Below are 13957 nucleotides of genomic sequence, written 5' to 3' on the forward strand. Positions count from 1 at the left end.
TTTGATATGAAAGATTACAAAAAAGTAATCATAGAACTTATAAAGCAAGCCAAGATTATTATAACTTATAAGAAATAGACATTTAATAAAAACAGCCTCATCCTCAAAGCTCACCTTACGACTTACTTTCATCTTCAAGGCCGATCCTTCGATAACAAGAAGTATTTAATTGTAAAATTTTAAAAATTTAAAAGAAAAATAAATTATTTACTTTGATATATTATATCATAATTAGTATTTATAAAGAGTTTTTAAAAATTGTAAAATACCGTTTTGTTGACTATTAAATAGGGTAATATTATGCTCTCTTGCTGTTTTAAGGGGGAAGGGCAGTTGCATTTCTTTATATCTATCAAAGTTTCTGAAAAACTGACCCTTTATCCAAGTTGAATATAAAAACTGCATCAAAGGGGGGCGTTTAATGCGCTTAATTCGGTCGATATTATTAGGTATGACAGCCATGACGACGCTTGGCATGGCAAGCATGGTTTCCGCAGAAAAAGCAGATAATAAAACAAAAGACAAAGCCGCAGAAACACAGACGGCGACATCCGCAAGTGATGATGTCTTAAAACCCGCCGAAGCTACCAGCGAAGGCAGCGTGACGGTCAAGGGGCAGACCATCCGTTATCAGGCAGTTTCTGGAACGTTATTGGTTCATCCGAAAGGCTGGGATGAAACCGTCGAGGATAAAGATAAAACACAACCTCGCGCCACAATGTCCTATACCGCCTATTTTAAAAAAGACGTGCCATCGTCACAAAGACCGGTCGTTTTTTTCTATAATGGCGGGCCGGGTTCTGCTTCGGTCTGGCTGCATATGGGGTCTTTCGGGCCCAAACGTATTGTTGTTCCCGATCATGAACATAGCGAAGGCGCACCTTACCGTCTGGTCAATAACGACTACAGCTTGATGGATGTCGCGGATGTCGTCTTTATTGATGCCCCTGCGACCGGTTTTGGCCGGGTCGCTGGCAAGGATAAGGCCAAAGCCTTCTTTGGTGTCGATCAGGATGCTTATGCTTTTTGTGAATTCATCAAAAGTTTTCTTGGTAAATTCAATCGCTGGAACAGCCCGAAATATCTATTCGGTGAAAGCTACGGCACGCCCCGTTCTGCTGTTTTGTCGAATATGCTGGAAAACGACAACTCGATTGATTTTAACGGCGTTATCCTGCTGTCCCAGATATTAAACTTCACACTGGATTCCGATTTTCCGAATACCAATCCGGGGGCAGATCAGGCTTTCATCACCAATCTTCCAACCTATGCTGCAACGGCTTGGTATCATAACCGTTTACAGGGGCAGAAACCGGCCGATTTGGAAAAATTCCTTCGGGAAGTCGAATATTTCGCTACCACAGAATATGCGATGGCGTTACAGCAAGGCTCTGCACTTGATCCTTCAAGAAAACAGGCTATTGCCCAGAAATACAGCCAATATACCGGTATTCCGGTGGATTATGTGCTGAAAGCTGATTTGCGGTTAAATGGCGGCCAATTTACACAAATGCTGCAAGGCGGCGATATCACGACGGGTCGTCTTGATACGCGTTTTTCAGGGCCTTCTCTTGATCCTCTCGATAAAGAATCGGGCTATGATCCACAAAGCTCGGCTTTGTCTTCAGCCTATGTCTCGGCCTTTAATGATTATTCTTTGAACCAGCTCCATTTTGGGCAGGGTCGCGAATATAAATCTATGGTCAATTTCCCCGGTGGCTGGGATTTCAAACATCGTTCGCCCAGCGGTGGCGTGGTGCCGTGGGTTACCAATATGATGCCTGATCTGGCGGCGGCCATGACGACCAATCCTAAATTAAAGGTAATGGTCGCAGGTGGTTATTTCGATCTGGCAACGCCTTACTATCAGGGCTGGTATGAAATGCACCATCTCCCGATTAGAAAGAGCCTCGAACAGAATCTTGAATATCACTATTATAAATCAGGCCATATGGTTTACGTGAATGAAGAGTCTTTGAAATTGCTACATGACGATGTTTCTTCTTTCATCCGTCGTAGCTATCAGCCCTAAATTTTTTATCCCATTTTGAAGTAAAAGAAGCGACCTCAACGGGGTCGCTTCTTTTTTTTGAAGAGAATCTTTTTACGCTACGATTTTTCATTTTACGATTTTTTGAAAAAATTTCACGTCAGGGAACAGATGTTAAAGATTAGGCGTTTTATACACAAATATTGACAATTCTTTTTTTAAGGGAGTTTGGTAATGGGGCTCATTTCTTGGCTTATCGTCGGCGGTATTATTGGATGGCTCGCTGGACTTATTATGAAAGGCAGCGGCAGCGGCGTTTTTCTTAATATTATTATCGGTGTTGTCGGGGCTTCTTTGGGGGGCTTTATCTTCAACCGTGGTGATATTGGCGATGTCGGCCTGACCCTGCAAAGTTTTCTGGTCTCATTGATCGGTGCCGTTATTTTGTTGGCGGTGATCAATTTCTTTAAATCACGCAACTGACCCCATGTGATCTTTCAGGTCAGGATGGCTCAAATAGCCTGATATCTGGATGCTTATTTTGGACTTGAAAGGGTGAGGCTGAAAACACGGCCTCACCCTAAAATATATTTATTGCACGGCCATTTTTTTGGAAAAGACAGCAACACCAGCCAACAAAGCTGCGATCAAGAAAAATGATATTTTTAAACCCACAACATTGGCAATAAAACCAATGGCAATCGGGCCCGCCAAAACACCCATATAGCCAATGGTGGTCACCGCTGAGATCGCGAGATGGCTCGGCATCACATTTTGCCGTCCGGCAACACTATACACAACCGGAACGATATCGGCACATCCCAAACCGATTAAGGCATAACCAATGAAAGTCGCGGGGGTGTAAGGTATAAAAATAACCGCCAAATAACCCGCCATAGCCAAAAGGCTACCGAAAAAAACCGTTTTAACATTGCCTAATTTGGCAATAATTTTGTTCCCGAATAACCGTCCCGTTGTCATCATTGTTGCATAACCGGCATAGCCCCAACCGGCTTGTTCCGGTGGTAATTTCCTGATCGAAGTGAGGAAAACACCGCCCCAATCAAGCACAGCGCCTTCCGCCAGAAAAGCAATGCAACAGATAATGCTCAAAATCCAAACCATGCCTTTCGGTATAGCAATACCTGCCGCACTACCGGGTTCGCCTTTATCAGGCAGTAAATCCTTCCAGAAGATCGCTAAAATCAAAAGAAGCAAGGCCGAAGCCATCATACCAGCCGTAAGCGGACTAAAGGATTTGGAAAAGACCAAGGCCAATCCGGCTGACCCCGCTGCGCCACCAATGCTATATAAGGCATGAAAGCCTGAAATAAGGGGACGCTGAGCGCGTTTCTCGACAATAACCGATTGAATATTCATGGCGGCATCAATGGCACCGACCGATGCCCCAACGATCAATAGACTGCCTCCCAAAAGGATGGCGGAGGATAAAGTCGCCAGAAAAGGGACCGCTATCGCGGTAATAATCACGCCTGTCGTAATAACTGCACGACACCCAAAGCGGTTCGCCATACTGCCCGCTAAAGGCAAAGAGAACAGCGCTCCTAATCCCAAACATAAAAGCAGATAACCAAGCTGTCCGTCAGAAATAGCCGTATGGATTTTGACAAAAGGAATTAACGCCCCCCATGTCGCAATGGCGCATCCTAAAAGAAAGAATATCGCCGCCGTCCCGTTCCTCGCATTTTCCATGGCAAATCCTCAAAATATTTTTGTTATTATTTTTTACGCCGTCATTTTTATGAATGGATAGGAAGCCCCGTTAAAAGAATCTCGCTTCTTTTGTCCCTATCTTCTGAAAGCACGCCTTGAATAAAAAGGCGATAGGGTAACTGCCTTTTGGATATAAAGGCCTCACATCTCCTAAATCGGAAAAAGCTTCATTCCCGATCATTAGCCTTTTTCAGCCATCGACATTCCAAGCTATAAAAACAAGCCTCAAAAGATAATTTTATAAAATGATAAATAAAAATTCATCTTTGGTGCAATGCGATGGAAATATTTCGAAAGATAAACGTTAAAAAGTAAAATATAATAAACAACCTTTGATATCGATCTGCACGATATTCAAAGGGATCAAGCTGTAGGGTGTTCTTGATGATGGGCTCTTCTCCTCCGAAAGGCAGGCCGATTTCGGCCTTTTTTTCTTTTCCTTGGTGCCGCCGCCATATTTTGACAACCGGATTATCTGTTGTCGCTCTTTCGGTGACGGCGGATATCGCTTCTAACGCCTCATCTTCTCCGCTTTCGTCTGCGGATGTTCTTCATTTTATGAAATTATCGCTTTGTCTGACAGATCGGAAAACGCTTGATCCGGTGCTTGGCAAAGCGCTTTTTTCTAAATTAACCGACAATAATCCAAAACGCCGGACACAGCTTGATCAGCTTCTTGCTCTTTTCAATCGGCAGACATGGGATAATGCTAATCACTTCGTCAAAGAAGCGGTCAAAGAAAATCCAGATGCACCACCACTTATCAGGGATATTCTACACGGATGGTATCGCGGTATCGTCGATAACAAAGTCGTCGTTTACCGTTCGGCCATGATGTTTTCTCTGACCCGTAATATTCTCTATCCCAAAACCTATGCCAATGGCGATTTATTCTATTGGACAACGCGCCCGCCAGAAGTGCCCCTTCCCAAAGCACAGCCCGCTATGCAGCCGGACGTTCCCGAAACTCTGGGACAATAAAAGCAGAAGGTATAACAGATGACATCCAGCAACGATCTTTCTGCCGATATTGTGATTGTCGGTTCCGGTGTCGCCGGTAGCAGCATCGCCAAAGAATTGGCGAGTACAGGGGCATCGGTCATCGTCCTTGAGGCAGGGCCCCGTATTGACAGGCAACATATCCTCGATAATTGCCGAAATACGGTCAATAAAAACAAATATGACGAGCCTTATCCGCCATCCCCTTGGTCAATGCATCCGCCCGACCAAAGCACCCCTAACGCTTATCTCCATACCACCGGCCCCGATGCACAGGCCTATCAGCAAAGCTATCTCCGTATTCTTGGCGGCACAACATGGCATTGGTCAGCCTGCGCATGGCGTTATCTGCCCTCTGATTTTGAATTACGGTCACGCTATGGGGTAGGGCGCGACTGGGCGTTAAAATATGATGATCTCGAGCCTTTTTACTATCAGGCCGAAAGCATGATGGGCGTTTGCGGGCCTGATCCCAAGGTTGAAGACCTTGGCTCACCCCGCCGCCAACCTTATCCGATGGAAGCCTTGCCGCTTTCCTATGCGGCAGAACAGTTTAAAAAACTGATTGATAACCGCACAGCCTATCGTGTGGTGCATGAACCACAGGCGCGGAATACCCGCCGCTATGACAATCGTCCGGTCTGCGAAGGCAATAATAACTGTATGCCGCTTTGCCCTATCGGTGCGATGTATAACGGTATTCATACCGTGCTTCATGCCGAAGCCGCAGGGGCGCGCTTTATTGACAATGCCGTGGTTTATAAAATCGAAACCGATACCTCTAATAAAAAGGTCACGGCTGTTCACTATTATGACCCTGACAAACACAGTCATAAGGTCACGGGACGTATTTTTGTTATCGCGGCGCATTGCATCGAATCCGCCAAATTATTGCTCCTTTCTGCCGATGAAAAAAATCCAAACGGCATCGCCAATAGTTCGGATCAAGTAGGCCGGAATATGATGGATCATACCGGCGTGCAGGTCACTTTCATGAGCGGTCTGGATTCTCTTTGGTGTGGCAGAGGGCCTCTCGAAACCAATGTCATCGACAGCTTCCGAGATGGATCATGGCGGAATGAAAGGGGTGCTTATCTGGTGCATATGGTGGATGATAACCAGATCGACCTCGCCACGGCTTTAGCCATCGACAAAGGCTATGTCGGTAAAGACCTCGAAGATGAAATCCGCTATGGGGCATCACATCTGGTGCGTTTGTTCAGCCATAATGAAGGGATGCCGGATCCCGATAACCGTTTAACGCTCAGCAAAACCCATAAAGACGTTCTCGGGATTCCCCATCCCGAAGTTTATTATAAATTGCCGGATTATACGGTGAGAAGCTGCGATCACTCCCGCAAGGTATTTAGGGAAATCATGGGGCTGATGAAAGGCTCTGATCCACGCTGGACGCCGGGCTATTTTCCCCAAGACCATCCAGCGGGCAGCACCATCATGGGGCATGATCCCAAAGATTCTGTCGTTGACGGATATAACCGGACACATGACCACGAAAATCTGTTTATCGCCAGTTCCGGCGTATTCGCTTCTATGGGAACGGGTAACATTACCCTGACCGTGGCTGCCTTGGCGTTACGGGTAGCCGATACGCTGAAAAAAGAGATATATCATGGCTAAAACACGCTCTTTCTTCGCCCAATTCCGGCATATATGGGCGATAACAACAGGCTTCGGCTTGGTCATGTCGGCGGCGTCCTATGCAGCAACCACGGATACTAGCGACCTTCTTCAAAAAGGCGAATATCTAGCCAAAGCAGCGGATTGCGTCGCTTGTCATACCGCCCCTAATGGCAAGGCTTTTGCAGGTGGCCTTGCGATCACTTCACCTATGGGGGACATCCTTTCAACCAATATCACACCGGATAATGAAACCGGCATAGGTCACTATAGCGAAGATGATTTTGCCCGTGCGTTGCAACGCGGTATCCGAAAAGACGGTGGCCATCTTTATCCGGCCATGCCCTATACGGCTTATGCTGGCCTTAACAAGGCAGACATCCACGCACTTTATCTCTATTTTATGAAATCGGTTACGCCGGTTTTACAAAAGAACCAGCCGACAAAACTGGACTTTCCTTTCAATATCCGCGCTTTGATGATGGGCTGGAATCTTCTGTTCTTGAATGACAAGCCTGCCAAAACTGATTTCGAGCATTTGTCTGGTTTAGAAAGAGGCCGCTATCTCGCAGATACGCTTGAACATTGCAGCACCTGCCATTCGCCTCGCAATTTTTTGATGGCTGAAAAAAAATCCGGTTATCTCGGTGGCAGCCCTCTAGGGGGATGGTATGCGCCCAATATCACCTCCAGCCTGAATAGCGGCATCGGTCATTGGAGCGAAGAAGAGCTAGTCACTTATTTCAAAACCGGAAAAGTCACTGGAAAAGCACGGGCAGGGGGCGGCATGGCCGAAGCTGTCAGCAACAGCCTAAGTCATCTCAGCGATCAAGATTTGCACGATCTGGCGCGCTATATCAAACAGGTTCCCGCTATCAATGATCGCCATGATTCACGTCCACGCGATCAATATAGCGCCCCTGTAGTGACAACTGATCTTAGAAGTGGCGAAACCATTCGGGTTGATCGCCCGATAGCTATGGATGGTGCTGCGGTTTATGACAATAACTGCGCCAGTTGTCATGGCGGTGATGGCAATGGCAGCCCCGATCAGCATATTCCTTCTTTATATAACAATAGCGTGATCGGATCAGCTCAAGCCAATAATCTGGTGATGACTATTCTAAACGGCGTGCAGCGTAAAATAGACGGGCAGGAAGTGTTTATGCCTTCTTTTGGGGATAAATCACTGGTGCAGCACCTCTCCGATAAAGACATCGCCAGCCTTGCCAATTATGTTACCGGACGTTTTGGACGGGGTGATGCCCATTTAAAAGCGGCCGATATTGCAACCATTCGGCAAGGCGGCGCAAAACCATTTTTGGTTCGCTATATTTCGGTGCTGATGCTGACAGGCGGCTTGGGCTTCCTGCTTGTTCTTTCGCTCATTTACCGTTTTTTCAAAAAAACAGACAGGAAAAGCGCGCAGAGCTGACAGGTCGCTGACGGGAAGACGCCTAGGCGTCTTCCTTCTCTGCCACATTAGCTAGAAAGGGCGGGCCCGCAGAATCTCGAATAATCAAGGCATGATCGAGTTCGACATTCCTGATTTCTTCGGTATTCCAACCATTTTCCAACAGATTAAGGATAATATCGGTCGCGGTATAAGCCATGGCCGATATCGGCTGGCGCATCGTTGTAATCCGTGGCCAAACAATAGAAGCCAGCTGACTATCATCGAAACCAACTACCGATAATTGACGCGGCACTGCAATCCCATGCTCATGGGCAGCCTGAACAATACCGGCGGCCATGTCGTCATTGGATGAAAAGACGGCAGTTGGTCGTGGGTTCAGGGCAAATATTTTCCGTGCTGCTTCCAAACCACTGGCGAAACGGAAATCACCCGCAATCACCAGATCGGGATCAATCGGGATACCGGCGCTTTGCAAAGCATAACAATAGCCTTCAAAACGGGCGTTACTGGCCGGATGGACTGGATTGCCTCGTAAAAAAGCAATCCGTCGATGCCCCAGACCTAACAGATAACGGGTCATCTCTCTGGCGGCGATCATATCCTTGATGGCGACACAAGGCGAACCGGGGCGTGGCTCGGTGCCTGCCACGCGGACATAGGGAACGCCGCTTTGATCCAATTCATCCATAATTTCGGGATCATTGGACAAAGGCGGGGTTAAAATCACACCGGCCAGACCAGAACTGCGAATAATGGCAATCATTTTGCCATGAAATTCTTTGAAATTTTCAACCGGAAACATCAACAGACGATAAGGCTCGCCGCGTAAACGGTCTAAAGCACCGGTCTGGATATTAACGACATAATTCGGACTTGGGTTTTCGTAAAACAGGCCGATCATATAAGATTGGCGACCTGCCAGACTTCTTGCGGCCATATTGGGATGATAATTCAGTTTATGGGCTGCTTGTAAAACCCGTTCACGCATTTCCGGCCTGACATTGGGTTCGTTATTCAAAACGCGTGACACGGTTTTGATCGAAGCCCCCGACATGGCGGCTACATCACGGATAGTAACCATTGGCATCCGTTTACAGGTGCCAGAGGCAGAATCTGTGGTTTTTGCAGCTTGGTAAACGCTGTCATTTTTAGAGCGGGAAGTCACAATAAATTATCCTTCCGCATCACTTTTTGGGTTTCAAGGGCAATATTTTGACAAAAAAGAGCAAAACTTTTAAGAAACACCTGAATGATGCAGTTGTAAAAGCTAGATTTCAACAATTATCCCGTTATTTTCATTTTATATGTGTTAATCGGTTAACAAACATTTATATTTAATTTTTAGCTTTTGGCGAGAGAGAAAATCAATAGAAAGAAAATAACACTATTCAACCCTGTTTTTTAATATCATTCCGGTCACGGATTTCAGACAAAAATATTCATCGAGAATGCCGTCTTGTCTGAATAAAGAAAGCTGAATATAGCCTTCCATGATTTTCAAAAACAGAATAAAGGCAATCTCCCCTCTTGCCAAGCGCGCCTATGCCCCGCTAGGGGCATGAATGTTATTTATAGATAAGCCCGCCTTCGTTTTTTCCGTCCCGCAAAAACGGACAAAAGAAACAGCAGACGGTTTTGCTTGTGTTCAGATTTTTTTCGGATTGTCTTACTTTTCAGGAAAATGCAAGACTCCGGTTCTTAGTGAAGTGAAAGGTTAAAAAATGAGCGATACTGCAGAGCGCATCAAGAAGATTGTTGTCGAACATCTCGGCGTTGAACCCGACAAAGTTGTTGAAAATGCCAGCTTCCTTGACGATCTGGGTGCCGACAGCCTCGACATCATCGAATTGGTTATGGCTTTCGAAGAAGAATTCGGCGTTGAAATTCCTGACGATTCCGTAGAAAAAATCGGTACGGTCAAAGATGCCGTCAGCTATATCGACGAGCACAAGGCTTAATTAATCCTAAAAACAGGATCGGCGTTTATCCTCCGATCCTGTTTTTATCTCTGTTTATTCTATTATCTTTTGCCTCTACCTTCTATTAAGAATAAAATTGTCTATATTCACGTCTTGTCTTAAGAAATCGAAGGAGGGGTGTCATGCGGCATAATGCTGAAGGCATTCTGTCAAGGGGAGAAAAGTAATATGCGTCGTGTAGTCGCTACCGGCTTGGGAATGGTGACTTCGCTGGGTGGCGATGTCGAAACAACATGGTCGAATATTCTGGCCTCAAAGTCCGGTGCTGGGCGTATCACGCGTTTCGATCCGGAAGGTTTTGCTTGTACGGTTGCTTGTGAAGTTAAACCGGCCGACCATGAATATGGCTTTGATCCGTCCAAACGCGTTGACAGCAAGACGATAAGACAGGTCGAACCCTTCATTATCTATGGCATTGATGCCGCTGGACAGGCTTTGGAAGATGCCGGTCTCATGGATATGAGCGAAGAAGAAAAACTCAGAACGGGTCTTTCTATCGGCGCTGGTATCGGTGGTTTACCCCGTATCGAAAAAGAATCCATCATCTGCCATGAAAAAGGGCCCCGCCGCGTTTCGCCTCATTTCGTGCATGCCAGCCTTATCAATCTGACGGCTGGACAGGTTTCTATCCGCTATGGCCTGAAAGGGCCTAACCACGCTGTCGTCACGGCTTGCTCTTCCGGTTGTCATTCCATTGGCGATGCCAGCTGGATGATTCGCATGGGCTATGCCGATGTGATGGTTGCAGGGGGTTCTGAATCGGCTATTTGCCCTCTCGGTATCGCCGGATTCTCACAGGCACATGCTCTTTCAACGGGGCATAACGACACGCCCGAAAAAGCTTCCCGTCCATATGACAAAGGCCGCGACGGTTTTGTCATGGGTGATGGTGCCGGTATTATTATTCTCGAAGAATATGAACATGCCAAGGCACGTGGAGCCAAAATTTACGGCGAAATTATCGGCTATGGCATGACGGGTGATGCGTATCATGTGACCGCTCCCCAGCCAGATGGTGATGGTGCCTATCGCTCCATGAAAATGGCGCTTGAGCAGGCCAATCTTACCACCGCTGATATTGATTATATCAATGCACATGGCACCTCGACGCCCATGGGCGATGAAATCGAAGCCAACGCCGTTCGCCGGTTGTTTGGGGATGACATTAAAAATATGTCAATGAGTTCAACGAAATCTGCCATCGGCCATTTATTGGGCGGTGCAGGGGCTGTTGAAACGATTTTCTGCCTGTTGGCGATGCGTGATCAGATTGCGCCTCCGACCATCAACCTCGAAAATCCGAGCGATGGCTTAGCTGGCTTTGATCTGGTGCCCAATGTTCCAAAAAAACGCTCAATCAAGGCCGTTTTGAATAACAGCTTTGGTTTTGGTGGAACCAATGCCAGCTTGATCTTCAAAGCTGTAGACTAAATTATGTGCCGCCTTTTTCACCGGCAAGACAGAATGAGCGGACAAAAGCCGCCCAGCCGTTGGCTTGGTCGCTTGCTTCTCTTTCTGTTACTTGCTCTGGTGTTTCTAGGCGGCATTGCTTTTAATCGGGCAATGGTGACCCCCAATAACAAAGAATTGGTCGTCACCATCCCCGAAGGCAGTTCTTTTGGTAAAGCAGCCCGCATCTTAAAAGAGGCAGGCGTTATCCGCTCTGAGAATGTCTTTTTGTGGCTGCTTCATAGCAAACCTGCTTTTATGTTACGGGCAGGGGATTACCGTATCGGTGCATCTCGTTCTCTAAGTCAGGTCATAGACCTTCTTTCTCATGGGCCCAATGTGCGGCATATCTTTGTCGTTCCAGAAGGGATGCCTTCTTTGGAAGTGCATGACCGACTGATGGCAGAACCCCTTTTGACGGGGGAAATCGCTGTTCCCGAAGAAGGCAGCTTACTACCAGACGGTTATTCTTTTACGCCGGGTGAAAAACGGTCGCTTGTGATCGCCAGAATGCAGGCTGCAATGCAGAAAATGCTTCATAAATTATGGAGCGAAAAATCACCTTTGGCACAGGTTAAAACGCCTAAGGAAGCGATTATTCTCGCCTCTATTGTTGAAAAAGAAACGGCGCTTCCTGAAGAACGCCCGATTGTCGCGGCAGTCTATTATAATCGCCTTGCCAAAAATATGCGGTTACAAGCTGATCCGACTATCATTTATCCGATTACGCACGGCTATCCTTTGGGGCATCCTATCTTGCGTTCGGAATTACAGGCGCATAACGATTACAATACCTATCAGATGACTGGCCTTCCTAAGGGAGCCATCACCAATCCGGGGCGGCAGTCTATTGAAGCTGTTTTGCATCCCGCCAAAAGCGAAGCGCTCTATTTTGTAGCAAATGGCAGAGGCGGCCATATCTTTTCCAATAATTTGGAAGATCAAAACCGTCATGTCCGCGACTATTACGCTTCAAAGAAAAACTGATTTCTCCGATTACTTAATTCTTTCGAAAACCCGAAAAAACAATCTCTTGATTTCGTCTTTTCGCCGCAGATTTTTTGAAAAAATTACCTCAGAAATCTTTTTAAAACAGGGTTTTCTTTCGCTATTGCGTAAAAAAGCACAAAAAAAAGACGCTATCGAAATAGCGCCTTTTCTCTACCGAAAACTCTAAAAAAATATTCAGTATTATTTCCGAAGGTTTTTCAGCTTTGCCAAACGGCTGGTAATCGGGCGGGTTTCCGCTCCTTTTTTAAGCTGGGCGACAATACCGGAAGATGCCGCTCCCAACATCATACCACCCGCTGCCGCCAAGCTCGGCACCAAGGTCGTTGAGACAATGGCCGAGGCCAGACCACGCCGCTGGCGTTTGGCAACACGATGCGCAACGAAAGAAGCCGCGCTTCCTAAAAGGAGCATTTTACCCATAAATCTTATCCCTATTTCTAAAATAGCCGATATCAGGCCGGTTCAATCAAGGTCACACCATAACCCGCTTCACGTAAAGCATCGATTAAATGCCGCAAATGAGCCTGATCGCGCGTTTCACATTCAATATCGGCACATAATCCCTTAGCGGGCAGGGTTGTAAAGATGCGCTGATAAGAAATTTCGACAATATTCGCCTGCTGATCATGAAAAACACGCGCTACTTTGTAAAGCTGACCTGCTTGATCTTTCATTCTGACCCGCAACCGCGCCAAACGACCAGAACGAGCCAAGTCACGCAACAGAACATTGGCTAACAAGCGGGTGTCGATATTACCGCCAGAAAAGATAATGCCTACCTGTCTGCCTTGGAATCGTTCGGGATGCGATAGCAACGCCCCCAAACCAGCCGCGCCAGCCCCTTCAACAATCGTCTTTTCAATCTGAACAATCAAAGACAAAGCATGTTCGATATTGCTTTCACTGACCAGCAAAATATCATCGACCAAGGCTTCAACAAAACGGCGAGTTAACTGCCCGGGAACCTGAACCGCGATCCCTTCTGCCAGAGTATCCCCACCGCAAGGCAGATTTTTCCCTTTGATATAATCATACATCGAAGGATAAAGCTCGGCTTCGGCACCAATAACATCCAAAGGCCGATCTGCGTTTTTGGCAACCACAGCACAGCCTGAAATCAGGCCGCCACCACCCACTGGCACAACCAGAGTGTCAATCGCTGGGGCATCTTCCAACATTTCAAGAGCAACCGTGCCCTGACCGGCAATAATAGCTGGATCATTGAAAGGATGGACAAAGGTCAGATTGTCTTTTTCAGCCAATTCTAACGCATGGGCAAGGGATTCATCGAATTGTTCGCCATAAAGGACGATATTCGCACCATGTCCACGGGTCTGCTCGACTTTTACCGTCGGGGTATGGACAGGCATCACGATCGTGACCGGAATATCTAAACGATTCCCGTGATAGGCGAGACCTTGGGCATGATTTCCGGCCGAAGCGGCGATAACCCCTCTTTCGCGGGCAACCTTGTCCAGCGACAATAATTTATTTAACGCACCCCGTTCTTTATAGGCGGCGGTAAACTGGAAATTTTCAAATTTCAGCCAGACACCGGCACCAATCAGGTCAGACAAAGTCCGACTGTAAAGGGTCGGGGTTCTAATAATGGCATTCTTAATGCGTTGATGCGCCTGTTTGATATCATCAAGTGAAACGGGAAGAGTCTCTGGATTATCCAAGCTTACCATGCTTTATCCTGCGTCTGGGCAATAACGTTTTTCCGGCGTTATTACTTTT

At 46.8% G+C, this 13957-nt stretch carries 12 protein-coding genes; 8 read left to right on the plus strand and 4 right to left on the minus strand.

Going from position 1 to position 13957, the window contains the following annotated elements:
• The first annotated feature begins 421 nt into the window (after positions 1 to 421).
• Together ZMOB_RS00290 and ZMOB_RS00295 are read left to right on the plus strand one after the other, a co-directional pair.
• Positions 422 to 2032, plus strand: coding sequence for a S10 family peptidase (locus ZMOB_RS00290; RefSeq protein ID WP_014500308.1), 1611 nt, complete (start codon positions 422 to 424; stop codon positions 2030 to 2032).
• Between the two features lie 192 nt (positions 2033 to 2224).
• The gene (locus ZMOB_RS00295; protein ID WP_011241091.1) at positions 2225 to 2473 is read left to right on the plus strand and encodes a GlsB/YeaQ/YmgE family stress response membrane protein; all 249 of its coding nucleotides are present in this window, start codon (positions 2225 to 2227) and stop codon (positions 2471 to 2473) included.
• Positions 2474 to 2581: 108 nt separating this feature from the next.
• Here ZMOB_RS00295 and ZMOB_RS00300 read toward each other — a convergent pair whose 3' ends face one another.
• Positions 2582 to 3703 carry an MFS transporter gene (locus ZMOB_RS00300; RefSeq protein ID WP_014500309.1) on the minus strand — a complete coding sequence of 374 codons (1122 nt, stop codon included), beginning with the start codon at positions 3701 to 3703 and terminating at the stop codon, positions 2582 to 2584.
• A gap of 405 nt (positions 3704 to 4108) precedes the next feature.
• On the opposite strand from ZMOB_RS00300, the gene ZMOB_RS00305 reads away from it, so the two are divergent.
• Genes ZMOB_RS00305 through ZMOB_RS00315 form a run of 3 tightly spaced genes read left to right on the plus strand, consistent with a single transcriptional unit; the run spans position 4109 to position 7796 of the window.
• The gene (locus tag ZMOB_RS00305) at positions 4109 to 4705 is read left to right on the plus strand and encodes a sorbitol dehydrogenase family protein (RefSeq protein WP_012816874.1); all 597 of its coding nucleotides are present in this window, start codon (positions 4109 to 4111) and stop codon (positions 4703 to 4705) included.
• A gap of 18 nt (positions 4706 to 4723) precedes the next feature.
• Positions 4724 to 6361 carry a GMC family oxidoreductase gene (locus tag ZMOB_RS00310; protein ID WP_011241087.1) on the plus strand — a complete coding sequence of 546 codons (1638 nt, stop codon included), beginning with the start codon at positions 4724 to 4726 and terminating at the stop codon, positions 6359 to 6361.
• Entirely contained in the window at positions 6354 to 7796 is a 1443-nt protein-coding gene (locus tag ZMOB_RS00315) for a cytochrome c (RefSeq protein WP_014500310.1), read from the plus strand. The genes ZMOB_RS00310 and ZMOB_RS00315 overlap by 8 nt, the downstream gene beginning before the upstream one ends.
• Before the next feature lie 22 nt (positions 7797 to 7818).
• Here the strand turns inward: ZMOB_RS00315 and ZMOB_RS00320 are convergent, their stop codons facing one another.
• On the minus strand, positions 7819 to 8943 hold the full coding sequence (locus ZMOB_RS00320) for a LacI family DNA-binding transcriptional regulator (RefSeq protein ID WP_011241085.1): 1125 nt from the start codon (positions 8941 to 8943) through the stop codon (positions 7819 to 7821).
• 556 nt (positions 8944 to 9499) lie between these two features.
• On the opposite strand from ZMOB_RS00320, the gene ZMOB_RS00325 reads away from it, so the two are divergent.
• From ZMOB_RS00325 to mltG, 3 genes are all read left to right on the plus strand, one after another.
• Positions 9500 to 9736, plus strand: coding sequence for an acyl carrier protein (locus ZMOB_RS00325; protein ID WP_011241084.1), 237 nt, complete (start codon positions 9500 to 9502; stop codon positions 9734 to 9736).
• Positions 9737 to 9925: 189 nt separating this feature from the next.
• On the plus strand, positions 9926 to 11188 hold the full coding sequence (gene fabF, locus ZMOB_RS00330) for a beta-ketoacyl-ACP synthase II (protein ID WP_011241083.1): 1263 nt from the start codon (positions 9926 to 9928) through the stop codon (positions 11186 to 11188).
• Between the two features lie 33 nt (positions 11189 to 11221).
• A complete protein-coding gene (gene mltG, locus ZMOB_RS00335) occupies positions 11222 to 12193 on the plus strand; it encodes an endolytic transglycosylase MltG (protein ID WP_014500312.1) in 972 nt (323 codons plus the stop codon).
• Positions 12194 to 12397: 204 nt separating this feature from the next.
• Here mltG and ZMOB_RS00345 read toward each other — a convergent pair whose 3' ends face one another.
• Both ZMOB_RS00345 and ZMOB_RS00350 read right to left on the minus strand, forming a co-directional pair.
• Positions 12398 to 12637: a hypothetical protein gene (locus ZMOB_RS00345; RefSeq protein WP_011241081.1), complete on the minus strand. Its 240-nt coding sequence runs from the start codon at positions 12635 to 12637 to the stop codon at positions 12398 to 12400.
• 32 nt (positions 12638 to 12669) lie between these two features.
• Positions 12670 to 13908 (minus strand): threonine ammonia-lyase, encoded by a 1239-nt coding sequence (locus tag ZMOB_RS00350; protein WP_011241080.1) that lies wholly within the window; start codon positions 13906 to 13908, stop codon positions 12670 to 12672.
• Between the last annotated feature and the right edge of the window lie 49 nt (positions 13909 to 13957).

Source organism: Zymomonas mobilis subsp. mobilis ATCC 10988, assembly GCF_000175255.2.
GTDB lineage: Bacteria > Pseudomonadota > Alphaproteobacteria > Sphingomonadales > Sphingomonadaceae > Zymomonas > Zymomonas mobilis.